The sequence below is a fragment of the Microbacterium sp. 05N427 genome (genome assembly GCF_056397105.1).
Genome location: NZ_JBFTMT010000017.1, coordinates 45,173 through 68,528, shown reverse-complemented (window position 1 = coordinate 68,528; position 23,356 = coordinate 45,173). Strand labels below are relative to the sequence as shown.

At 69.3% G+C, this 23,356-nt stretch carries 19 protein-coding genes; 9 read left to right on the top strand and 10 right to left on the bottom strand.

Annotated elements, in window-relative coordinates; all coding sequences use genetic code 11:
* The first annotated feature begins 266 nt into the window (after window positions 1-266).
* Window positions 267-1,289: a sugar-transfer associated ATP-grasp domain-containing protein gene (locus AC1DG4_RS15860; RefSeq protein ID WP_477421335.1), complete on the top strand. Its 1,023-nt coding sequence runs from the start codon at window positions 267-269 to the stop codon at window positions 1,287-1,289.
* Window positions 1,290-1,526: 237 nt separating this feature from the next.
* On the opposite strand, the gene AC1DG4_RS15855 is transcribed toward AC1DG4_RS15860, so the two are convergent.
* The 3 genes from AC1DG4_RS15855 to AC1DG4_RS15845 all read right to left on the bottom strand — a co-directional run bounded on the left by AC1DG4_RS15855 (window position 1,527) and on the right by AC1DG4_RS15845 (window position 4,635).
* The gene (locus AC1DG4_RS15855; protein ID WP_477381602.1) at window positions 1,527-2,231 is read right to left on the bottom strand and encodes a coenzyme F420-0:L-glutamate ligase; all 705 of its coding nucleotides are present in this window, start codon (window positions 2,229-2,231) and stop codon (window positions 1,527-1,529) included.
* Window positions 2,228-3,472: an RNA polymerase sigma factor gene (locus tag AC1DG4_RS15850; protein WP_477381600.1), complete on the bottom strand. Its 1,245-nt coding sequence runs from the start codon at window positions 3,470-3,472 to the stop codon at window positions 2,228-2,230. The genes AC1DG4_RS15855 and AC1DG4_RS15850 overlap by 4 nt, the downstream gene beginning before the upstream one ends.
* A 227-nt stretch (window positions 3,473-3,699) precedes the next feature.
* Window positions 3,700-4,635, bottom strand: coding sequence for a proteasome assembly chaperone family protein (locus AC1DG4_RS15845; protein WP_477381598.1), 936 nt, complete (start codon window positions 4,633-4,635; stop codon window positions 3,700-3,702).
* A gap of 110 nt (window positions 4,636-4,745) precedes the next feature.
* Between AC1DG4_RS15845 and AC1DG4_RS15840 the strand changes: the two genes are divergently transcribed.
* From AC1DG4_RS15840 to sucB, 3 genes are all read left to right on the top strand, one after another.
* Window positions 4,746-6,224: a leucyl aminopeptidase gene (locus AC1DG4_RS15840; RefSeq protein WP_477421334.1), complete on the top strand. Its 1,479-nt coding sequence runs from the start codon at window positions 4,746-4,748 to the stop codon at window positions 6,222-6,224.
* Window positions 6,221-7,594 carry a dihydrolipoyl dehydrogenase gene (gene lpdA / locus AC1DG4_RS15835; RefSeq protein ID WP_477381594.1) on the top strand — a complete coding sequence of 458 codons (1,374 nt, stop codon included), beginning with the start codon at window positions 6,221-6,223 and terminating at the stop codon, window positions 7,592-7,594. Before AC1DG4_RS15840 ends, lpdA begins: the two co-directional genes overlap by 4 nt.
* 97 nt (window positions 7,595-7,691) lie before the next feature.
* A complete protein-coding gene (gene sucB / locus AC1DG4_RS15830; protein WP_477381592.1) occupies window positions 7,692-9,365 on the top strand; it encodes a 2-oxoglutarate dehydrogenase, E2 component, dihydrolipoamide succinyltransferase in 1,674 nt (557 codons plus the stop codon).
* 6 nt (window positions 9,366-9,371) lie between these two features.
* On the opposite strand, the gene AC1DG4_RS15825 is transcribed toward sucB, so the two are convergent.
* Window positions 9,372-10,985: a hypothetical protein gene (locus AC1DG4_RS15825; protein WP_477421333.1), complete on the bottom strand. Its 1,614-nt coding sequence runs from the start codon at window positions 10,983-10,985 to the stop codon at window positions 9,372-9,374.
* A 156-nt stretch (window positions 10,986-11,141) separates the two neighbouring features.
* Here AC1DG4_RS15825 and AC1DG4_RS15820 point away from each other — a divergent pair, with 156 nt between their 5' ends.
* Complete coding sequence (locus AC1DG4_RS15820; protein WP_477381588.1) at window positions 11,142-11,852, top strand: DUF4191 family protein; 711 nt, start codon at window positions 11,142-11,144, stop codon at window positions 11,850-11,852.
* A 69-nt stretch (window positions 11,853-11,921) separates the two neighbouring features.
* Here the strand turns inward: AC1DG4_RS15820 and AC1DG4_RS15815 are convergent, their stop codons facing one another.
* Window positions 11,922-13,118 carry a RimK family alpha-L-glutamate ligase gene (locus AC1DG4_RS15815; RefSeq protein WP_477381586.1) on the bottom strand — a complete coding sequence of 399 codons (1,197 nt, stop codon included), beginning with the start codon at window positions 13,116-13,118 and terminating at the stop codon, window positions 11,922-11,924.
* A 17-nt stretch (window positions 13,119-13,135) separates the two neighbouring features.
* On the opposite strand from AC1DG4_RS15815, the gene AC1DG4_RS15810 reads away from it, so the two are divergent.
* Entirely contained in the window at window positions 13,136-13,627 is a 492-nt protein-coding gene (locus tag AC1DG4_RS15810; RefSeq protein WP_477381584.1) for an ATP-dependent zinc protease family protein, read from the top strand.
* Window positions 13,628-13,629: 2 nt separating this feature from the next.
* Here the strand turns inward: AC1DG4_RS15810 and AC1DG4_RS15805 are convergent, their stop codons facing one another.
* The 4 genes from AC1DG4_RS15805 to AC1DG4_RS15790 all read right to left on the bottom strand — a co-directional run bounded on the left by AC1DG4_RS15805 (window position 13,630) and on the right by AC1DG4_RS15790 (window position 16,858).
* Window positions 13,630-14,058: an RDD family protein gene (locus AC1DG4_RS15805; RefSeq protein WP_477381582.1), complete on the bottom strand. Its 429-nt coding sequence runs from the start codon at window positions 14,056-14,058 to the stop codon at window positions 13,630-13,632.
* A 108-nt stretch (window positions 14,059-14,166) separates the two neighbouring features.
* The gene (locus AC1DG4_RS15800) at window positions 14,167-14,868 is read right to left on the bottom strand and encodes a methionine ABC transporter permease (RefSeq protein ID WP_477381580.1); all 702 of its coding nucleotides are present in this window, start codon (window positions 14,866-14,868) and stop codon (window positions 14,167-14,169) included.
* Complete coding sequence (locus AC1DG4_RS15795; RefSeq protein WP_477381578.1) at window positions 14,865-15,947, bottom strand: methionine ABC transporter ATP-binding protein; 1,083 nt, start codon at window positions 15,945-15,947, stop codon at window positions 14,865-14,867. The genes AC1DG4_RS15800 and AC1DG4_RS15795 overlap by 4 nt, the downstream gene beginning before the upstream one ends.
* Window positions 15,948-15,952: 5 nt before the next feature.
* A complete protein-coding gene (locus AC1DG4_RS15790) occupies window positions 15,953-16,858 on the bottom strand; it encodes a MetQ/NlpA family ABC transporter substrate-binding protein (RefSeq protein WP_477381576.1) in 906 nt (301 codons plus the stop codon).
* Between the two features lie 222 nt (window positions 16,859-17,080).
* Here AC1DG4_RS15790 and glnA point away from each other — a divergent pair, with 222 nt between their 5' ends.
* From glnA to AC1DG4_RS15775, 3 genes are all read left to right on the top strand, one after another.
* Complete coding sequence (gene glnA / locus AC1DG4_RS15785; RefSeq protein WP_477381574.1) at window positions 17,081-18,505, top strand: type I glutamate--ammonia ligase; 1,425 nt, start codon at window positions 17,081-17,083, stop codon at window positions 18,503-18,505.
* Window positions 18,506-18,745: 240 nt separating this feature from the next.
* Complete coding sequence (locus AC1DG4_RS15780) at window positions 18,746-19,369, top strand: hypothetical protein (protein WP_477381572.1); 624 nt, start codon at window positions 18,746-18,748, stop codon at window positions 19,367-19,369.
* A gap of 180 nt (window positions 19,370-19,549) precedes the next feature.
* On the top strand, window positions 19,550-20,998 hold the full coding sequence (locus tag AC1DG4_RS15775; protein WP_477421332.1) for a YibE/F family protein: 1,449 nt from the start codon (window positions 19,550-19,552) through the stop codon (window positions 20,996-20,998).
* Between the two features lie 52 nt (window positions 20,999-21,050).
* Here the strand turns inward: AC1DG4_RS15775 and AC1DG4_RS15770 are convergent, their stop codons facing one another.
* Window positions 21,051-23,339, bottom strand: coding sequence for an alpha-L-rhamnosidase (locus AC1DG4_RS15770; protein WP_477381568.1), 2,289 nt, complete (start codon window positions 23,337-23,339; stop codon window positions 21,051-21,053).
* Between the last annotated feature and the right edge of the window lie 17 nt (window positions 23,340-23,356).

The following is a 23,356-nucleotide window of genomic DNA, read 5'->3' as shown; positions in this document are numbered from 1 at the left end:
GCCGTGCCCCCAGGCGTCGCGGCGGAGATCTGCGATGCCCKCTCCCCCGGCGGCGACCGCGGCCACAGCCCCGGTCTCGAGGGCGGACCGGGAGATCAGCGAACGCAGCATCGCACTCCGCGGCAGAGTGGCGGGGAGCGGCTCGTTCACCGTTCCACCCTACCCGCGCGGCCCGGGCCGGATCCGTCCGCCTGCCCGCGCCCGGGGGTCTCGGAGGCGGGCCGCCTAGAATGGACCGGTTCCCGATCCCTCGACCCGGAGTACGCATGCCCTCGAACGGCCTCGGCCTCAAGTCCCGTCTCGGCTACCTCGCCGAGCGCGCCCGTCGCATCAACGTCGGCTCGGTGATCGAGCGCGCCAAGGAGGCGTCCGCGCAGCACGGCAAGGCCGTCCCCGCCGTGGTGGTGGACATGCTGTGGTCGGCCGGGCGCCACAACGTCGGGTTCCAGGACTACATCGACTACGACTTCGCGATCCTGAACCGCGCCGAGCGGGCGACCTACATGACGCACCCGGTGTCGAACCAGATCTCGGAGCGCTACGCGCACCCCGACTACCGCCACCTGTTCCACGACAAGATCGAGTTCGACGAGAAGTTCTCGGACTTCCTCCGTCGCGAGTGGATGGTCGTGAAGGCCGGGAACGCCGAGGAGCTGCGCGCGTTCCTGGAGCGCCAGGGCACCGTCATCRTGAAGACGCCGATGGGACAGGCCGGATCCGGCGTGTTCCGCTACCACGCCGCCGACATCTCCGACTGGGACGCGTTCCACGCCGACCTGCTCGGTCAGGGCCGCCTGCTCGTCGAGGAGGTCATCCGGCAGCATCCCGACCTCGCCGCCGTCTGCCCCGGCACGGTCAACACGACCCGCGTAACGGCGTTCTTCGACGGGGAGAAGACGCACATCCTCGCGATGGCGCAGAAGTTCGGCCGCGGCGAGGTCAGCGACCAGATGTCCTTCGGCGGTTTCTACACGATGCTCGACGAGGACGGCCATGCCGTGAGCGCCGGCTACGACTCCCACGGTCACGTGCACGAGCTGCACCCGGACTCCGGTTTCCGCATCGCCGACTTCCAGCTGCCGATGATCGACGAGGTCAAGGCGTTCGTGGATCAGGTCGCGCGCGTCGTGCCGCAGGTGCAGTACGTCGGATGGGACATCGTGGTCGGCCCGGACGGCCCCGTGCTCGTAGAGGGCAACTGGGGCGCCGGCGTCTACGAGAACAAGCCGAGCGTCTCCGGCATCCGCACCGGTCACAAGCCGCGCTACCAGGCCGCCATCAAGTTCTGAGCGGCGCCCTTCGTCTCGCTGCGCTCGCTCAGGGACCGGGGGTACGGTCGCGGCGCCCTTCGTCTCGCTGCGCTCGCTCAGGGACCGGGGGTACGGTCGCGGCGCCCTTCGTCTCGCTGCGCTCGCTCAGGGACCGGGTGGGTCGCTGYGCTCGCTCAGGGACCGGGCGGGTCGCGGCGCTCGCTCAGGGACCGGGGATCGGTCCCTGAGCGAGGAGCGCAGCGACGAGACGAAGGGTCAGGCCGGGCGGATGATGCCCATCGGCGTCGACTCCGTGCCCTGGCCGAGCGGGTTGTCCTTGAGGATCGCGACGAGACGCTTCTCTGCGGCCTTCTCGAGCGTGGAGCCGAGGATGTTGCCGCCGAGGTCGTTGATGTCGACCACTGCCACATCGCACACGCCGCCGATCAGCTGCTGCATCTCGTGCGCCACCTCGCGCGGGCGCGCCGGCCCCAGCACGACCGAGCGGTCGTACGGCGGCATGGTGCCCTCGGTCGGCCCGTCGATCGCGCGTGCCTTCTCGCCGGCGATCCGGTAGAAGTCGCCGCGGCGTCCGAACGCCTTGGTCACGGCCGAGACCGCAGCCGCGAACAGGATCCGGGGCGTCCCGCACTCCCGCAGCGCCATCTCCATCGTCTCGGGCATGCCGAGGCCGATGCCGTACGGCGTGCGCGTCACGTACTTCGAGAGGAAGAACGCGAGCTTGCGCGGGTGGATCTCCTCGAGCAGGAACGAGCGCCCCTGAGTGATGCCGACGATCTTCTCCGTGATGAAGAGGAGGTCGCCCTTCTGCACCTCACCCGCGGCGTACTCTGTCACGATGTCTGCGAGCACATCGCCGGGCATGACGACCTTGGTGCGGATCGGGATCCGCAGCCAGCGCGCCCCCTCGACCGAGATCTCCAGGTTCTTGCCGTCGTTGGGCTTCGCGTCCGCACTCACTCGAGGTAGTCCCGCAGCGACTGCGAACGACTCGGGTGACGCAGCTTAGCCATCGTCTTCGACTCGATCTGGCGGATCCGCTCGCGGGTCACGCCGAAGGTGTCGCCGATCTGGTCGAGTGTCTTGGGCTGGCCGTCGCCGAGGCCGAAGCGCATGCGGATCACGCCCGCCTCGCGCTCGGACAGGGAGTCCAGCAGCTGCTCGAGCTGACGCTGCAGCATCGTGAAGCCGACCGCGTCGGCCGGGACGACTGCCTCGGTGTCCTCGATGAGGTCACCGAACTCGCTGTCGCCGTCCTCGCCGAGCGGGGTGTGCAGCGAGATCGGCTCACGGCCGTACTTCTGCACCTCGATGACCTTCTCCGGGGTCATGTCGAGCTCGCGGCTCAACTCCTCCGGAGTGGGTTCGCGGCCGAGGTCCTGCAGCATCTGGCGCTGCACGCGGGCGAGCTTGTTGATGACCTCGACCATGTGCACGGGGATGCGGATCGTACGAGCCTGGTCGGCCATGGCACGGGTGATGGCCTGGCGGATCCACCACGTCGCATAGGTCGAGAACTTGAAGCCCTTGGTGTAGTCGAACTTCTCGACCGCGCGGATGAGGCCGAGGTTGCCCTCCTGGATGAGATCCAGGAACTGCATTCCGCGACCCGTGTAGCGCTTCGCGAGGGAGACGACGAGGCGGAGGTTCGCGCCGAGCAGGTGGCTCTTGGCACGCTGACCGTCGCGGGCGACCCACTGCAGGTCGAGTCCGAGCTGACCGGTCTTCTCCGCCGCAGACATCGCGGAGAGCTTCTCCTCGGCGAACAGACCAGCCTCGATCCGCATCGCGAGCTCGACCTCTTCGGCCGCGTTCAGCAGCGCGACCTTTCCGATCTGCTTCAGGTAGTCCTTGACCGGGTCGGCGGTGGCGCCGGTGATCTGCGTCGAGTAGACGGGAACGTCGTCCTCGTCCGTCGAGCTGATCCGGATCGCGCCGGTGGGCAGCGGCTCGGTGAAGGCGGGCTTGGCGCCCTCCTCCTCGTCGCCGTCGTCGGCAGCGTCGGCGGGGGCCTCATCGGCGGTGTCGCCTTCGGCCTCGTCCTTGCTCTTCGCCCTGGACGTCCGCTTGGCCGCAGGCTTCTTCGCCGCCGCCTTCTTCGGAGCCGCCGGCTCGGCGGCTTCGACGGCCTGGGCCGCGACCTCCTCGGGCTCGGCCTGGTCGTTCTTCGTCCGGGTGTTCTTCTTCGTGGCAGTCGTCACGTCTCGCCTTTCAACGGAGCGCTTGCGCGGGCGCCCTGTGGTTTTTCGGCCCTTGGGCCTTGACGGCCCGTGCCCTCGCGGGCACTAGTAAGACCCTTGTCAAGTCCCCAGACCTTCCGGAATGGGTATTGACAACGGGTCGTCAGATAAGTATCGCACACTCTGCCGTCGCAGACGCCGGATCCCGCAATCGGCGTGGATCCTCTCGGGACACTCCCGGGATCGTCTCAGATCCGACCGTTCTTGTCGTCGTCGCCACCGGGTCGCGTGGCCAGGAAGCGCTCCAGTTCTGCGGCCAGCTCGTCGGCGCTGGGGAGCGAGCGCTCGTCGAATGCGGCGGGCGCCTCGTCCTCGAGCTCCAGGCCGGACATGTAGGCGTCGTAACGGTGCTCGAGCGTGCGCACCATCTGGCCGAGCTCCTCGTTGTCCCGTACCTGCTCCTCCACCCGCGCGAGGTAGTCCGCGCGCTTGTCCCGCAGAGCATCCGTGAGCAGCACGAGCCCCGTCGCCGCCATCACCTTCTCCGCGGCGGTGAGCACCGCGTCCGGGTACTCGGTGTCGGCGAGGTAGTGCGGCACCAGCAGCACGAAGCTCGCCACGCTGCGCTCCGCCTGCACGAAGCGGAACTCCAGCAGGTGCCCGGCGGTGCCGGGAACCTGAGTGCGCGGGCGCCACACGGAATGCGCGGCCGTGAGCTCCGCCCTGTTACCGCTCGCCGTGACGCCGATCGGCCGCGTGTGCGGCACCGGCATCGCGATCGAGTGCACCCAGGTCACGGTGGAGACGTCGTACTCCGCGGCGAAGTCGAGCACCACGTCGGCGAAGGCGTTCCAGGCGAAGTCGGGCTCATAACCGGCCAGCAGCAGGAAGGGCCGTCCGAGCGCGTCGTGCGCGAGCGACAGCTCCAGCCGGGCGGGCTTGAGCTCTGCGATGTGGTCCTGATCGAAGGTGAGCACGGGTCGGCGCGCGCGGTAGTCCAGCAGCAGGTCGTTGTCGAAGACCAGAACCGGCTGCGGATCCGTCGTCTCCGCCAGGTGATCGATGAGCCCCGACACCGCGGATCCCGCGTCCGTGAAGCCGGTCAGCAGAATGACCAGCGGCAGGCCGGACGGCACGCCGCCGGGGTATGCGACGCGTTCGTGGATCTCTCCGGAGATGGGCATGCCTCCATGCTACGAGTCGCCCCGCCGGCCGGATCCGCTGAGCGCTGAGAGCGAACACGCGGAGGGCCCATCCTCTCCTCGCGCACCGTGCCGAACCTAGGATGGAAACCATGACGTCTCCTGCGCTCGAGCTGCACACAGGCGCTCCGGCGGACGCGAACGCAGATGCGGTCGTGCTCGTCGTCGCCGGTCTCACGGACACCCCGGAAGACCTGTCCCCCTTCTCCTCCACCCACGCCGCGCTGACCGCGGTCGGCTTCACCGGGAAGGCGGGCTCCTACACTCGGATCCCTGCACCCGACGTCGCCGACGTGCCGGTCGCCGTCGTGAGCGCTGGATCCGCCCCCGATGCGAACGCCGTGCGCGAGGCCGTCGGGGCCGCGCTGCGCACGCTCACCGGCTTCGACCGCGTGTCCGTGCTGCTCGGCGACGCGGTCGCGGAACACGCGTCGGCAGCCGCCGAGGGCGCACTCCTGGGCGGATACCGCTTCGACGACTACCGCTCCGGCGACCAGCCGAAGCGCGCGGGGACGGTCGTGCTGCACGCCGAGCTCGCGCAGGAGGACGTCGCGCACGCCACGGCCCTCGCCGAGGCCGTCGCGCTGACCCGGGACCTCGTCACCACGCCCGCGGAGTGGCTGGGACCTGAGGACCTGGYGACCCGCGCCGTCGAGGAGCTCTCCGGATTCGACGTGACGGTCGAGGTGCTCGACGAGACAGCCCTCGCCGCAGGCGGTTTCGGCGGTATCCTCGGCGTCGGACAGGGATCCGACCGCCCGCCGCGCCTCGTGCGTCTCGACTACTCCCCCACCGGCGCTACCGGGCACATCGCCCTCGTCGGCAAGGGCATCACCTTCGACACCGGCGGCCTGTCGCTCAAGCCGCCGGCGAGCATGGTCGGCATGAAAACGGACATGGCGGGGGCGGCCAGCATCCTCGCCGCGACCAAGGCCGTCGCGGCTCTCGGCCTGCGGATCCGCGTGACCGCCTGGCTGTGCATCGCGGACAACATGCCCTCCGGCTCGGCGATCCGCCCGGGCGACGTGCTGCGCTTCGCCGACGGCCAGACCGTCGAGGTGCTGAACACCGACGCAGAAGGACGCCTCGTCCTCGCCGACGGGCTGGTGGCCGCGAGCCGTGAGAACCCGGACGTGATCCTCGACGTCGCCACCCTGACCGGCGCGATCATCGTCGCGCTCGGCATGCGCCACACGGGCGTGTTCGGAGACGACGACACCGTGCAGGAGGTGCTGGCCGCGGCATCCGCGACCGGTGAGGCCGCATGGCCGATGCCCCTTCCCGAGCACATGGAGGATGAGCTGAAGTCGCCGATCGCCGACATGGTCAACGCCAAGATCGGCGATCCCGCCGGTGGCTCGCTCTTCGCCGGCCTGTTCCTGCGCCGCATGGTCGGGCGCACCTCCGATGATGCCGGTGCGCCGCGCATCCCCTGGGCCCACCTCGACATCGCCGGCTCGTCCGAGCACAAGGGCGCCCCCTACGGCTTCACCGACAAGGGCGCCACCGGCGCGATCGTGCGCACGCTGATCGCCTTCGCCGAGGCGCGCGCGAACGGAGCACGCGCATGACCGCTCACACCTTCGACATCGTGATCCTCGGCGGAGGCAGCGGCGGTTACGCCGCAGCCCTGCGCGCCGCCGAGCTCGGCAAGTCCGTCGCGCTGATCGAGAAGGACAAGGTCGGGGGCACCTGTCTGCACCGCGGCTGCATCCCGACCAAGGCGCTGCTGCACTCCGCCGAGATCGCCGAGAACGTTCGCGACGCCGCCAAGTACGGCGTGGGCGCCTCCTTCGACGGAATCGACCCGGCCGGCGTCCGCGCCTACCGCGAGGGCATCGTCGCGAAGAAGTACAAAGGCCTCGAAGGGCTCGTCAAGGCTCGCGGCATCACGGTCGTCAGCGGCGAGGGAACTCTGCGCCCCGATCGTTCCATCGCGGTCGGCGAGGACGTCTACACCGGTGCCGACGTGATTCTCGCGACCGGCTCGTACAGCCGGTCACTGCCGGGCCTGGAGATCGGCGGGCGGATCCTCACCAGCGAGCAGGCGCTCGCACTCGACGAGGTGCCGCGGCACGTCGTCATCCTCGGCGGCGGCGTGATCGGTGTCGAGTTCGCCAGCGTCTGGCGCTCGTTCGGCGCCGAGGTCACGATCGTCGAGGCGCTCGATCACCTCGCGCCGAACGAGGACCTCTCGCTCAGCAAGGGCCTGGAGAGGGCGTTCCGCCGCCGCGGCATCGCCTACTCGCTGGGCGTGCGGTTCGCGAGCGCGACCCAGACCGAGGACGCCGTCACGGTCACCCTGGAGAACGGCACCGCCTACGAGGCCGACTACCTGCTCGTCGCCGTCGGCCGGGGGCCGGCCACGGCGGGACTCGGATTCGAGGAGGCCGGCGTGGCCATGGAGCGCGGTTTCGTGCTCACCGACCCCGAGCTGCGCACGAACGTGGACCGGCTGTGGGCCGTCGGCGACATCGTGCCGGGTCTGCAGCTCGCCCATCGCGGATTCCTGCAGGGCATCGCTGTCGCCGAGCGCATCGCCGGACTGACCCCCGCGGTCATCCCTGACGCGCAGATCCCGCGCGTCACCTACTGCAGCCCCGAGGTCGCCTCGGTCGGCGTCACCGAGGCCGCCGCGATCGAGGCCTTGGGCGCCGACGCGGTCGTCTCGTACGAGTACAACCTCGCAGGCAACGGCAAGAGCGAGATCATCGGCACGGGCGGACTCGTCAAGGTCGTGCGGCAGAAGGACGGTCCCGTGCTGGGCGTCCACCTGCTCGGCGACCGCGTCGGCGAGCTCATCACGGAGGGTCAGCTCGCCGTGAGCTGGGAGGCGCACCCCGAGGACATCGCTCCGCTGATCCACGCCCACCCGACCCAGAGCGAGGCGCTCGGCGAGGCGTTCCTCGCGCTCGCCGGCAAACCTTTTCACGCAATGTGAAACTTTTCTTACGCATCGTGGAAACAGCAGCTGGGCTGAACGCCTGGTTGCCCACTAAGCTGAACACCATCACGATTTTTCCTAAGGAGACTCCGTCATGAGCACACCCGTGGTCCTTCCCGCCCTCGGCGAAAGCGTCACCGAGGGCACTGTGACCCGTTGGCTCAAGCAGGTGGGCGACACCGTCCAGGCCGACGAGGGCCTGCTCGAGATCTCGACCGACAAGGTCGACACCGAGATCCCCTCGCCGGTCAGCGGCGTGATCGAGGAGATCCTCGTCAGCGAGGACGACACGGTCGAGATCGGCGCGATCCTCGCCCGCATCGGCGACGGCTCCGCCGCCGCGGCTCCGGCCCCCGCTGAGGCGCCCGCGCCGGCCGCAGAGCCCGCACCTGCTACAGAGCCAGCACCCGCCGCTGCCGCCCCCGCCGCCTCCTCGGACGCGACGGATGTGCGCCTCCCCGAGCTGGGCGAGAGCGTCACCGAGGGCACCGTGACGCGCTGGCTGAAGCAGGTCGGCGATGACGTGGCCGTCGACGAGCCGCTGCTGGAGATCTCGACCGACAAGGTCGACACCGAGATCCCCTCGCCGGTCGCCGGCACGCTGCAGGAGATCCTCGCCGCCGAGGACGAGACCATCGCCGTCGGCGCGGTCCTCGCACGCATCGGCAGCGGCGCTCCGGCTGCGGCCGCCCCGGCCGCCCCTGCACCCGCACCCGCCGCTGAGCCCGCCCCGGCACCCGCCGCCGCGCCCGCTCCTGTCGCTGCGCCTGCTCCGGTTGCGGCCCCGGCTGCTCCCGCCCCGGCTCCGGCTCCCGCCGCCGCCGCTCCCGCTGCCGCCGCTGCTCCCGCTGCCGCCGACTCCGGATCCGACTCGGTGTACGTGACGCCGCTCGTGCGCCGCCTCGCCACCGAGAAGGGCGTCGACCTGGCGTCCATCGCCGGCACCGGCGTGGGCGGACGCATCCGCAAGGAGGACGTGCTGAACGCCTCGGCGGCTCCGGCTGCCGCGCCCGTGGCGGCCGCTGCGCCGAAGAAGGCTCGCGAGATCTCTCCGCTGCGCGGCACCACGCAGCCGATGTCGCGTCTGCGCAAGGTCCTCGCGGAGCGCGCGGTCGCGTCGATGCAGCAGACCGCTCAGCTGACCACGGTCGTCGAGGTCGATGTCACGAGGCTCGCCGCGTACCGCGACCAGGTGAAGGGCTCCTTCCAGCAGAAGACCGGCGACAAGCTGTCCTTCCTGCCGTTCTTCGCCCTTGCCACCGCCGAGGCGCTGCAGGAGTTCCCGATCGTCAACGCCACGGTCGACGGCACCGACATCGTGTACCCGGCATCGGAGAACATCTCCATCGCCGTGGACACCGAGCGCGGTCTGCTCACGCCGGTGCTGCGCGATGCCGCGTCGAAGAACCTCGCTCAGATCGCGCACGAGATCGCCGATCTCGCGGCTCGCACCCGCGACAACAAGCTGAAGCCCGATGAGCTCGCCGGCGGCACGTTCACGCTGACCAACACGGGCTCGCGCGGCGCGCTGTTCGACACCCCCGTGGTGTTCCTGCCGCAGTCCGCGATCCTGGGCACCGGCATCGTCGTGAAGCGCCCCGGCGTGGTCACGGTCGACGGCCAGCAGGCCATCGCCGTGCGGTCCTACGTCTACCTCGCGCTGTCGTACGACCACCGCACGATCGACGGAGCGGACGCCGCGCGCTTCCTCTCGTCTGTCAAGGCACGCCTGGAGGAAGCGGACTTCGCCGCTCAGCTCGGCGCCTGACCTCGGTCACGGGGGCCCCGCCCCTTYGGATGGCGGATTCGCGATGTCATACACATCGCGGATCCGCCATTCGGCGTTTCTGCGGATGATCACAACCATCTGCGCCTCCCCGTCGGATCCGTTCCGGATCGCGGCGATGTCACCGTAGTCCTCGATCAGCTCGGCAGGCTCCTGCGCCGGGCGAAGAGGGCGGGAGGCCGCAGTGCCGCCGTCCCACACCTCGGCGCAGGCCGGACGCGGCGCAGCCTCGCAGGCCCGCACCGCGGCGATCAGCTCGCCGCCCGCCGCCTTCGGGTCGGCGAGCGACGACGCACCGGGCGCCCGCGTGCGATCGGGCTCGGGCTCGGACGGCGCTGCTCCGGTCGGTGCCGAGGTCGTCGGCGCGGCAGGCGAAGGCGTGCCGTTCTCCGGCGGCATGTTGTCCGCCGCCCGAGACGTGCGGTCAGCGGCATCGGCTCCGCCCGTGCCGGACGGCCACAGCGCCCCGGTCAGGGTGATCGCGACCGCCGCCGAGGCCGCGACGAGGACGGGCCCTCGCCACCGCTTGCGCCGCAGCGGCCGCTCCGACCGCGCGGCGGATGACCGTTCGCGCGCGCTGCGGTGGACCGCGGCCAGGTCTCGGATCCGCCCTCGCGTGCGCCCCACGGCACCGTGCAGCGCGCGCATCGGCTTCCCGGCCACAAGGCGGCTGAGGCGGCCGCTGCGAGGCTCCGCGCGGGGAGCGGCGCGTGCACGCGGCAGTCTCTGCATCGCATCGCCCCTCCGCGCCCCGGTCCGCCGCGGGGCGCGGACATCCACGCGCCCCGAGGCGCGCAGCTCTCTTCGCTGTGGAGGACGTTCGCGCCGCAGCGAGACCGGGCGTGCGGGATCCTCCTCACGGTCCTCCGCCGCGAACTCATCCGCGATCAGCCGCAACGGCCGTGGCGCGGCGATCTCGAGCAGTTCCCCCTCCCACCGTGCAGCTTCGGCGCGGAGGCGACGCGGATCATGCAACGCTTCCGCGAGGCGGGTGAGGACGCGCCGAAGCGCGCGGTCCTCGATCCGCCCTTCCAGGTCGCGCAGCAGCTCCTCACCCGTCTTGCGCGGCGGCCCGTCCGCGTGCCCGCCCTCGACCGCATCGATCACGAACACGGGCCGGGCCTCATCCGTGAGCCACCAGCTGCCGTGCGGCTCGTCGCCCGGCCCCTCGTCGTCCCCCTCGTCGTCGCGCGTCTCGCGGCGATCGCCTTCGCCTCGCCGGCCGTGCCCGGCCTCGGGCTTTCCGCCCTCGAGTTCGAGAACTCCGCGCAGGACGCTGACGGCGAGCGTGATCGCTTCGCCGTGCGAGATCCCGCCCGCCTGCGCCGCCTGCGCGAGAGAGGTGCGCACGGTCCGCACGCACCAGGGCAGCAGCACGTCCTGCCCTTCCGTCCGCAGCGCGACGTCGAGCGGCGCCGCCACGTGCTCCGCCCCCGCGAAACCCCACCCCGCCCAGCCCTGCAGCCGATCCGCGTCCACCCGTACTGCCATGCCCCCGGTGCGCGTCACGAGATCGCCCTCGAACGGGCCCTCGTCCTCGACGAGCGTTCGGATGGTGCGATGCGCACCTGCCACGGTGATGCCTCTGCTGCGTTCCGTCATGCCCCCATCCCAGCGCGCCGGGGACCTCCGCGACGCGGCCATCGCGCAATCCGTGTGCAGTCCCGACCGCACCGATCCTGTGCAGGACGAAACTGTTCGCCCAGCGCGTGTCAGTCCGCGCCGTCACACGCCCGCAGAATCGGTAGGCTGGAGGGTATGGCAAAAAGTCCCTCCGCGACGGAGAAGCAGCCCGGCTTCTTCTCGCAGCTGCGCTCGCTCTTCCGCTTCACCCGGGAGATCTACCCGTGGCTGCCCTGGGCGCAGATCGCGCTCCTTGTCGGCGGCGTCCTCGTCGGCCTGATCGTCGGCTACCTCATCCCGCCGCTCCAGATCTGGAGCATCGTGCTGTGGGGCATCACCGGCCTGCTGCTGGGTGTGCTGGGCGCCATGTTCCTGATGACGCGCCTGTCTACGACCGCGATGTACCGCAAGATCGACGGCATGCCCGGCGCCGCCGGTCACGTCATCAGCACCTCGCTGGGCCGCAGCTGGCAGGGATCAGAGGTCCCCGTCGGCGTGAACCCGAAGACGCAGGACGCGGTGTACCGTGCGATCGGCCGCGGCGGCATCGTGGTCATCGCCGAGGGCTCCCGGGGTCGTCTCACCCGCCTCGTCAAGGATGAGAAGACCAAGGCGATGCGCGTGGCGCAGGGCGTGCCCGTGAACGTGTTCTACGTCGGTCACGGCGAGGACGAGGTCTCGATCGACAAGCTGTCCAAGACCATCAAGAAGCTCCCCAAGGCGATCGACAACGCGACCATGGCCGCGGTGATCAAGCGTATGGAGTCGGTCTCGCAGTCCGTCGCGTCGCTGCCGATCCCCAAGGGCATCGACCCGCTCAAGACGCGCGCACCGCGGCCGCGCTGAGCCCCTAACGCCACGAGCGCCCGGTCCCCTCGCGGGGCCGGGCGCTCGTCGTTCCCGTGGCGGATCCGATCAGGCCGTCGTGTCCCGCATGTGCTCCTTCGGGAGCTTGCGGACCTTCGCCCGGCGGCGGCGGCGCTCCGGGATCATCGAGCGCATCTCGTCGAGCTTGCCGAAGCACAGCAGCCGGTCCTCGTCCTCGAGCACCACGTGCTTGCGCGGATTCGGGATGACGGTGACGCCGCGGTGCAGGGTGAGGACAGTGATGTCGCGATCCCACAGGCCGAGGTCGCCGAGCTGCTTGCCGACCTGCTCTGCGCCGGCGTGGATGACGAGCTCCGCGACCCCGTAGCCCGTGGAGACGCTGAGGCGCTGGCGCACGTCGATCTCGGGGAAGTTCACCTGGTTCGCGATGAAGTCGATGATCGCGCCCGCCACATCCAGTCCGGTGGCGGCCTCGATGCCCTGCAGACCCGGCGAGGAGTTCACCTCCATGACCAGAGGTCCGCTCTCCCCCTCGAGCATGTCGACACCCGCCACGCGCAGCCCCATGATCTGCGCGGCGCGGACGGCGGTCTGCTCGTAGACGGGGTCGAGCTGCACGGCTTCGACCGTGCCGCCCCGATGCACATTGGAGCGGAACTCGTCGCCGTTCGCGACCCGCCGCATCGCGGCGACCACCCGATCGCCGACGACGAGGGCGCGGATGTCCCGGCCTCGGCTCTCCGAGATGAACTTCTGGATCAGCACGTTCTGCTTCGTGGAGTGCAGCGTCTCGATGATCGCCTCGGCGACCTTCACCTGAGGGGCGAGGATGACGCCGATCCCCTGCGTGCCCTCGAGCAGCTTGATGACGACCGGCGCACCACCGACGCGCTCGATAGCCGGGCGCACGTCGGCGCGGTTGCGCACGAACGCGGTGGGAGGCATCGCGATGTTGTGCCGGGACAGGATCTGGTTCGCGCGGAGCTTGTCCCGCGCGCTGGAGATGCCGTTCGCGGTGTTCGGCGTGTAGACGTCCATCTGCTCGAACTGTCGGACGACGGCCGTGCCGAAGTAGGTGATCGAGTTGCCGATGCGCGGCAGGATCGCGTCGTAGTCACTCAGACGGCGCCCACGGAAATGCAGATCCGGTTCATCGGCGGTGAGGTCGATCGCGAAGCGCAGGGTGTTCAGCACCCGGATCTGATGTCCGCGCTGAAGAGCGGCGGCGCGGAGGCGCTGGGTGGAGTAGGACTGCGGGGCGCGCGAGAGCACGGCGAGCTTCACGGTGATTTCCTGCCAGGATGTGTGTTGTGGACCGACCTACTCATTCAAGCACCCTAATCGGGTGGCGGGAGTGGGTGTCCCTCCCCGACGTCGGAATCCCCTGGATCAAGGCGAAGGTCGACACCGGTGCGCGCAGCTCGTCGCTGCACGCCCAGCACATCCGCGAGTTCGAGCGCGACGGCGCCCCCTGGGTTCGGTTCGACGTCCGTCCGTGGCAGGGCGCGCACGAGCTCGTCCCCGTGGAACTGCCGATCTTCGACCGCCGCGACGTGCGCTCCTCGTCCGGGCACGCGCAGAGTCGTCTGGTCGTGCTGCTGGATCTCGTGCTGGTCGGCCGCAGGGTCACCGCCGAGGTCACGCTCAGCAACCGCAGCGAGATGGGCTTCCGGATGCTGATCGGCCGCGAGGCGCTGCGCCAGGGCTTCACGATCGATCCTGCGCGCTCGTTCCTGGGCGGCAAGGCCCCGAAGACGTTCCGCCGCCTCAACCAGGGCCACACGGCCGCCTGAGCTCAGGCGCGGATGAGGACCGTTCCGACCGCCTTGTCGTGCAGCCCGCGCTGATCGGCGTCGAAGACGACCGCGGGGATCACGAAGACGAGCAGCACGGTGCGCACGATCGGACGCCATAGCCCGACCCAGCCGCCGTTCACCATGACCACGCGAAGGCCCACGATGCGATGCCCTGGGCTGCCGCCGATCGTCGGGATGAACAGGATCTGCAGCACCGCGAACACGATCATCGGCGCGAACTGGGTGATGCCAGCCTCTTTCGGAAACGCGAACTGCTGGAACCCGAGGAAGGCGCTGGCGATGATCGACGCCGCCGCGTAGTCGATCGCGAGAGCCGCGATGCGCCGGCCGATCCGTCCGACGCTGCCGGCACCGGTTTTGGGGAGGCCGAGGCGTTCTCCGGGGTAGGTCTGCGCGGTGTCGGACATCCCTCCAGCCTAGGCGACGCGCACCGCTGGCCCCGCCCCGCCCTGGCCCGTCCGCGGCACGCTCGCCCGGTTCCCCGCCCGCAGAAGTGCCAGGCGGGGACTGCCTCCTCAGCGGTTCAGGATCCTCTGCGCGAGCCGGTTGCCGAGGAACTGTCCCGCCTGCACGATCACCACGATGATCGCCACCGTGACCCACGTCGCCTGCGCATCGAACTGCTGGTAGCCGTACAGGATCGCGAAGTTGCCCAGTCCGCCTCCGCCGATGAAGCCGGCCATCGCCGACATGTCGACCACGGCGATGAACATGAAGGTGTAGCCGAGGATCAGCGGGGCGAGCGCCTCCGGGATGACGACCGTGAAGAGGATCGAGATCCGGCGGGCGCCGATCGCGCTGGCCGCCTCCACGATGCCGGGATCCACGGCCACGAGGTTCTGCTCCACCACACGACCGATGACCACCGCGGCCATGATCGTCATCGGGACGATCACCGCGGCGGTCCCGAGCGTCGAACCCACCACCGCCTTCGTCACGGGCGCGACCGCGGTCAGGAAGATGATGAACGGGATCGGGCGGATCAGGTTCACGACGAGGTTCAGGGCATGGAACAGCACGGCGTTCTGGAACAGGTTCCCCGGGCGAGTGGCATACAGGAGCGCACCGAGGAGCAGACCGGCGACCCCTCCGATCAACAGCGTGACGACGACCATGATGACGGTCTCCTGCACGGACTGGAGCAGAACCGGCGCGAGGGATCCCCAGTCCGACCACGGGAGCAGCAGCGCCGCACGCACAGCGGAGACGGGGTTCATCGCGGACTCTCCGGCGTCGGCGCGGTGCCCTCCAGCAGCCTCGCGTCCTCGAGCAGTACGGCGCGGGTGCGCGCGGAGAGCTCCGCCGCGATCCGCGCGACGACCGTGCGGTCGGCGTCGATCCGGTACGTGAGGGTGCCGAGCTGCTGACCGCGGATGTCGGTCACACCGCCGTAGACGACCGTGCCTCGCACGCCGTGCCGATCCAGCACGGCGGTGACGTCGTCGCTCGTGACCTCGTTCACGTCGACGCTGAGCAGCGCGCCGCCTCGCACTCTGAGCGCCTCCAGGGTCTCGCCCTGAGGCACCCCCTGCGTGACGGCGTCGACGAAGCGCGCGGTCAGCGCGGCACGAGGGTGCGCGAACACCCGATACGTGTCGCCGTGATCGACGATCCTCCCCTGGTCCATCACGATGACCCGATCGCAAAGCTCATGAACGATCGAGATCTGATGCGTGATCACGACCATCGTGATGCCCAGACGGCGATTGATCTCGCTGAGCAGGTCCAGCACCTCCGCGGTGGTCTGCGGATCCAGCGCGCTGGTCGCCTCATCCGCGAGCAGCAGTTCGGGGCTCGTCGCGATGGCGCGCGCGATGCCGACCCGCTGCTTCTGACCGCCGGAGAGCCGGCGCGGCCGCTGGCCCGCCTTGTCCGCGAGGCCGACGAAGTCCAGGAGCTCGGCGACCCGCGCGTCGATGTCGGCCTTGCTCCAGCCCGCGACCCGCAGCGGGTAGGCGACGTTGCCGTGAACGGTACGCGCGTGGAAGAGGTTGAACTGCTGGAAGATCATGCCGATGCGCCCGCGCAGACCGCGCAGCTCCGCCGCGGACGCCCGGCCGACATCCACACCGAGCACGCGCACCACGCCGGAGGACGGGCGCTCCAGGCCATTGATGAGGCGTACCAGCGTCGACTTGCCGGCGCCGGAGTAGCCGATGACGCCCACGATCGAGCCGGGCTCGACGGTGAAGCTCGCGTCCTCCACGGCGACGAACCCGCCGGGAGCCCGGGATCGCCCCGAGCCTCCGACGGGATACGCCTTGGAGACGGCATCGAACGAGATGACCGATGCCATCCCGCTCAGCCCTTGGCCTTGAGCGCCGTCTGCAGCGAGGTGAGCTCCTCCCCCAGCTTCGCCGCCGTCCAGCTCGTCTGGAACTTCAGGTTCTTCTGATTGAGTGCCGTGACCGCCGCCTCGACCTCGGGAGAGTGGTACGCCGCCACGAGCTTCTCCCAGCGCGGGTCATCCTTCTTGTCGGCGCGGGTGACGAACACGTTGATGTACGGGGCGAGCTTCGGATCGTCGAGGTTCTCCTTGAAGACGATCAGGTCGTCGCCGAGGCCGCCCTTCTGTGCCTGGGTGTTGTTCACCACAGCCGCCTGGGCGCTGCCGTCCTTGAGCGCCGTGACCGTCTGGTTGGCATCGACCGGCTTGAGCGTGATCGACGAGGTCACCACGTCGCTCGGGGCGGCCAGCGCACTGCCACCGTCCTTCAAGGTGAGCAGACCCGCCTTCTGCAGGTTCAGCAGCGCGCGGGCGAGGTTGCTGGGATTGTTCGGAACCGCGACCGTGGCGCCCTCCGGCAGATCCTTCACATCGTGGTACTTCTCCGAGTAGAGCGCGAGCGGATAGACCGCTGTCGCGCCGACCGGGACCAGCGTGCCGCCGTTCTTGACGTTGAACTGCGACAGGAAGATCAAGTGCTGGAACAGGTTCACATCCAGCGCGCCGTCCTGGACGCCCTGGTTCAGCTGCACGCCGTCGTTGAGGGTGCGCACCTCGAGGTCGATGCCCTCGGCTTTGAGCTTCCCCTTCAGGATCGTCCAGTACTGCTCGTTCCCGTCGTCGGCGCCGATCACGATGTGCTTCGCATCGGAGGACGACGAGGCCGAGCCCGATCCGGGCGCGCAGCCGGCGAGCGCCATCATCCCGACGGCCGTGACGGCGAGGGCGGAAAGGAGGCGGTTCACTCGGTGCGTTGTCATGACCAGGATCGAACCATCGTCGGCGCCCCCGCCGCTCGCGAACGCGACACTCTTGGTCATCCATGGCCACACGACGAAACACGGGAAGGATCCGCCAATGCGATCGCAGTAGGCCCCGATTGTGTAACACGCCCGAAACATTCCAGACACGATCGCGTCATCCCCTCCTCGTAACCTGCTTGCAGGTCACTCGACCGCACCCGTTCCTCCAGGAGTTGATGCATGTTCACCACCCCCGCCGACGTGCTCGCGTACATCCGCGATAACGACGTCAAGTTCCTCGACATCCGCTTCACCGACCTGCCCGGCGTGCAGCAGCACTTCAACATCCCCGCTGCGACGGTCGACGACGACTTCTTCGTCAACGGTCAGCTCTTCGACGGCTCCTCGATCCGCGGCTTCGCGTCGATCCACGAGTCGGACATGCAGCTCATCCCCGACGTGACCACCGCTTACATCGACCAGTTCCGCGAGGCCAGCACGCTCGTCATGCTGTTCGACATCTACAACCCCCGCACGGGCGAGATCTACAGCAAGGACCCGCGTCAGGTCGCCAAGAAGGCCGAGAAGTACCTCGCCTCGACCGGGATCGCCGACACCGCCTACTTCGCCCCCGAGGCCGAGTTCTACATCTTCGACGACGTGCGCTACTCCGTCACGGCGGGAGAGAGCTTCTACAAGGTCGACTCCGAGGAGGCCGCGTGGAACAGCGGTCGCGAGGAGGAGGGCGGCAACCTCGGCAACAAGACGCCGTTCAAGGGCGGCTACTTCCCCGTCGCGCCGGTGGACAAGACCGCCGATCTGCGCGACCACATGACGCTGAACCTGATCGACGCGGGCTTCCACCTGGAGCGTTCGCACCACGAGGTCGGCACCGCCGGTCAGCAGGAGATCAACTACCGCTTCGACACCATGGTGCACGCGGCCGACGACATCCTGAAGTTCAAGTACATCATCAAGAACACCGCCGCGGAGTGGGGCAAGACGGTCACGTTCATGCCGAAGCCGCTGTTCGGCGACAACGGATCAGGCATGCACACGCACCAGTCCCTGTGGCTGGACGGCAAGCCGCTGTTCTTCGATGAGAACGGCTACGGCCAGCTCAGCGACACCGCCCGCTGGTACATCGGTGGCCTCCTCAAGCACGCGCACGCCGTGCTGGCCTTCACCAACCCGACTCTGAACAGCTACCACCGTCTGGTGAAGCACTTCGAGGCGCCGGTCAACCTGGCCTACTCCGCCGGAAACCGCTCCGCCGCGATCCGCATCCCGCTCACGGGCTCCAACCCGAAGGCCAAGCGCATCGAGTTCCGCGTTCCGGACGCCTCGGGCAACCCGTACCTCGCCTTCGCCGCGCAGCTCATGGCCGGCCTCGACGGCATCCGCAACCGCATCGAGCCGCTCGAGCCGATCGACAAGGACCTCTACGAGCTTCCCCCGGAGGAGGCCAAGAACATCCCGCAGGTGCCGAACTCCCTGCTGGACTCGCTCGAGGCGCTCCGCGCCGACCACGACTTCCTCCTCGAGGGCGGCGTGTTCACGAAGGAGCTCATCGAGACCTGGATCTCCTACAAGTACAACAACGAGATCCTCCCGATGGCCCAGCGCCCGCACCCGTACGAGTACGAGCTCTACTTCGGCGTGTAAGAAGATTCCGCGGCTGGAGCGGATTTGGTCCGCAGTCAGTCCGTAGAACCTCAAGAACCCGTCTCAGTGTCCCCCGGCTGAGACGGGTTCTTTCGTGCTTCGGGGGCTGCTGTGTGATCGCGCCGACGCGTCATCCGTTCCAGGCGGCCGCCTGAATGCAGTCCCGCGGCGCGGCTCTTGGTCGGCAGTAGGGACGTGATAGCGTGCGCTCAGCATCCGTCGAGCAGATCGGGACATCTCATGGGGAAACGACGCACGCTCATCCATCGCTATGGCGTTCTCGCCGCGACGGCCGCGCTGTGTATCGCCGGCACCGGCAGCGCCGCCTACGCGGCCAACGCCGACCCGGACCAAACGACTGACCCGTCCGTGGAGGCGTTGCTGGCGCCGACGGTGAACCCGAAGATGCAGCAGACGATGGCTCTGCTTGAGAAATACAGTGTTGACCAGCGAGACGCGGAGTACAGGGGCGCCTACAGTTTGGAGCAGATCGACGGCGGAACCAAGCTTCTCGCACGCTACTCAACGAGTCATCCTGCCTCCGCTCGCCTACTCGAAGCGCTCAAGCAGGTGCAGAAGGAAGCGCCCCTCCCTGTCGAGCTCGTGCCCTTCACGTTCGACCTTGAAAAGAGTTACGACGTGGCGCAGCACGTTTCAGGCAAGGATTCGATCCTCGTCAGCGAGTACGGGATCACTCCGACCATCGCAGTGGTGGACGAGGCCACCGGAACAGTCACCGTCGAGACTTCCGATACGAGCGAGACCGCACGATCCCTCGCTAAGAATGGCAAGCTCAGGCTGTCCGTCGACGGAGTGAACGTCGACGTGAGCATCGGCGTCGGCAGGCCGTTGGTGTTTCAGTAATCACGTAGCGACGACGCCGCCCGGCACTCTGGTGGCCTCGTGCTCGACTCCGGCCCGTACGGCTCCGGAGTTCTCTGCGCTGGAACCCCCGCCGCGCAGCGGCCTCGACGCGCGCACCGGCATGCCAGGCTCAACGCCCTCCGAGGCTTAGCGTTGCCCAGGGGGCGGAGGAGGACTGTGATGGGCCATGGACACTCGCACGCATCGTCGACGCCCAGGGACGTCTCGATCGCCCGCACGCCGAAGCGGATCCTGCTGACGATCCTGGTCGTCATCGGAGTGGCCACGATCGTGGGCCTGCTCCTCCTCTGGCCCTCCGGCGGCGCACCCTCCGGTCCGGCCTCCGGCGCTGCCCCGGCTCAGGGCACGAACTACCCGACGGGCGAGATCCTCACGATCACGCCGGGGTGCGGCGTCGCCCCGTCCGCAGATGGCTCCGGCTCGACAAACGGCACCGGTTCCCCCTCCGGCGGGTCCGCCTCCTCCAACGGCAGGGCTGGATCAGCGACGGGCGCAGCAGCTGGATCCGGATCCGCATCGGCCTGCGCGATCGCGAAAGTGAAGATCGAATCGGGTCCGCGTGCGGGCGACTCCGTCACCATCATGCTGAACGGTCCCTTCGCCCACGCCGGGCTCCGTCCCGGGGACCGGCTCGAGCTAATGGATGTCCGGCGCCCCACGACCCCCGGCGTCGTGCAGCCGGGAGGGGTCGATCCCGGGATCTCGGCGTTCGGCGTCGTGCGGACCATCCCCCTGGCGGTGTGGGTCGGGCWGTTCGTCCTGATCGTCGTGGCCGTCGGGCTTCTCCGCGGCCTGCTCGCGCTCATCGGGCTGGTGTTCAGCGGAGCGATGATCGTGATGTTCATGCTTCCTGCGCTCCTGCATGCGGGACCGGCGATCCCGATCGCGCTCGTCGGAGCCTCGGCGATCCTCTATGTCGTGCTGTATCTCGCCCACGGCGTCTCGATGCGCACGAGCGCCGCCCTGGCCGGGACACTGGCAGGAGTCGTCGTCACCGCGATCCTCGCGCAGCTCGCCGTGAGCACCACCCGACTCAGCGGCATCGACGAGAGCGCCGGTTTCCTGGCCCCGATGTTGCCGCAGGTCGACTTCCAGGGACTGCTCACCTGCGCGATCATCGTCGCCGGGCTGGGCGTGCTCAACGACGTGACCATCACGCAGAGCTCCTCGGTGTGGGAGTTGCGCGCGGTCGCCCCCGACCTCTCCCGCCGACAGCTCTTCAACCGGGCCATGCGGATCGGACGCGACCACATCGCCTCCACGATCTACACGATCGTGTTCGCCTACGTCGGTGCGTCGCTGAGCGTCGTGCTCCTGCTCTACGTCTACAACCAGCCGATGCTGAACCTGCTGAGCATCGAGGACATCGCCACCGAGATCGTCCGCACCCTGTGCAGCGGCATCGGACTCGTACTCGCAGTGCCGTTCACCACCGCCATCGCCGTTGCTCTGGTGCCGCCACGAGCGGCGACCTCCGACGGAGATCCCGCGTCACCGGAGCTGCGCGAGGACGATGCCGCCAAGGTCGAGTGGCTGCGCACGCTCCGCACCGTCGAGAGTCCACTCTTCCCCGGCGCGGACGCGAGGACCGTCGACGAACGGGCCTAGCCCGCCGACTCCCCCGTCGAGGATCCCGACAGAACTCACGCAGCGCTCCGGGTCATGCCGCCGAGAACGACTCGTTCCACTCGTGCACGCCCGCACCGACCTCGACCGCGAATCCCGATGGCAGCGAGACCTCCGCGACCACGCCGTCCGGAATCGTCGCCGTCACCCGGAGCACCCCGCCGTCCACACTCCACCCCGTCGCGATCGTGCCATGGCGCGATTCGAGCGTCGTCTCCGCCGAGGTCAGTCCGGCCGCGGGCGGGCGCGGCGCGATGCGGACGCGGGCGTGTCCCGGTGCGGCGGGCGCAAGACCCGCGACGACCCGATGCAGCCAGGTCGCGACGGCGCCGAACGCGTAGTGGTTGAAGCTGGTCATCTCGCCGGGGTTGATCGTGCCGTCCGGCAGCATCGAGTCCCAGCGCTCCCACATCGTCGTCGCGCCCATCGTGACCGGGTACAGCCAGGAGGGGCACTGCTCCTGCAGCAGCAGTCGGTACGCCGTCTCCAGGTGCCCCGTCTCCGACAGCGCCGTAAGGATGAACGGCGTTCCGGCGAAGCCCGTCGTGATCACGTGCCCGGCCTCCGCGACGAGCTCCGCAAGCCGGTCGCCCGCGGCGGCGCGATCGGCCCCGTCCAGCAGCCCGAAGACGATCGCGAGCGCGTACACGGTCGGTGCATCGCTGTGGATCCGGCCGTCGCGCACCCAGTGCTCGACGAAGGCGTCCCCGATGCGCGTCGCCAAGGCATCGAACTCCGCCGCGTCGTCCTCCCGTCCGAGCACGAGCGCGGCGTCGCGCGCGATCACGACGGAGCGGCGCACGCAGGCGGTCGCCACGACCGAGGGATCCGCCTTCGCCATGTACGGCGCGTCCGGCGGCGCCGTCGGATCGAGCCAGTCGCCGAGCTGGAAGCCGCCCTCCAGCAGACCACGTGGAGACAGTGCGGCGCCCACCCGGCGGACGTGCCCGGTCATCGAGGCGTACTGGTCCGCGAGCACGCGTGCGTCTCCATAGGCCTCGTACATCGCCCAGGGCACCCAGCACGCCGCATCGTTCCAGAGCGCGATGACGAGGCTCGACCCCATCGCCGCAGCCATCGCGCCGATCTCCTCGTACTTCAGGTTGTCCGGCACGACGATGGGGATGCGGCCGTCGGCATGCTCCTGCTCGACGGCGAGATCGCGCAGCCAGTCGGCGAGGAACGCCTCCGTGTCGTAGAGATAGACCGCGGTCTCCGCGAAAGCGGCGAGGTCGCCCGTCCAGCCCAGGCGCTCATCGCGCTGGGGGCAGTCGGTGGGCACGTCGACGAAGTTGCCGCGCATGCCCCAGACGATGTTCTCGTGAAGGCGATTCAGGAGCGGGTGCGAACTGCGGAAGGTGCCGGTGCGGATCAGATCGGATCCGATCACGACCGCCCGCAGGGCCGCGGCGAGGTCGTCATCGGCACCGGACCAGCCGGAGACCTCCGCATACCGGAATCCGTGGAAGGTGAGCGTGGGCTCGAAGACGTCGTCGGAGCCCGAAAGCACGAAGACGTCGGTCGCGCGTGCCCGGCGCAACGGGCGCGTACCCAGCTCCTCCTCGTCGAGGACCTCGGCGTGACGCACGGTGATCTCCTGACCCGCGATCCCGCGCACCGAAAGCCGGGTCCATCCGACGAGGTTCTGGCCGAAGTCTGCGAGCAGAGCTCCTGCCGGGGACCGCCAGACCGAGATCGGCGCGATCTCGGTCTGCCTGCGGACCGGCGGAGAGGTGTAGGCGGTGAGGCGCTCGGCATCGAAGGGCACGACCCGCACTCCGCCCTCTCCTGGCACCGGAGCCGCGGCGAACCGTTCGGCCGCCCGGACGCGGCGGTCGATCCGCTGCCCGTCGTAGAGGTCGTCGGCGGTGGTCTCGGTCGGCACCGAGGTCCACGTCTCGTCGGTTCCGACCGTCTGCACGTGGCCGTCCGCGAACACGATCCGCAGTTCGACGAGCGCGGCGCGCTCCGCCCCGTACACCTCGCTGCTGCCGTCCCATCCGAGATGCCCGGAGTACCAGCCCGATCCGATGACCGCCTCGATCACCGCCCGATCGTCCGGCAGCCCGACGAGCAGCGGCGTCGCATCCCACTGCGCGTATCGCAGCCGCCACTCGTAGCTGGTCCAGCCGGGAGTCAGCAGGTCGGTCGTAACGGGCACCCCGTTCACCCGCACCTCGCAGACTCCGAGCGCGGTCGCGAGCACCTCCGCGCGCGCGACCGCCCCGTGATCCTGGTCGAGTGCGAACACCCGGCGGACGGCGGGGGCGCCGTCGATCGGCCGGTCCGGGGTGATCATGAGGGCGGTGGGTGGCGTGGTCACGTGCTGTCCTTCTCGGT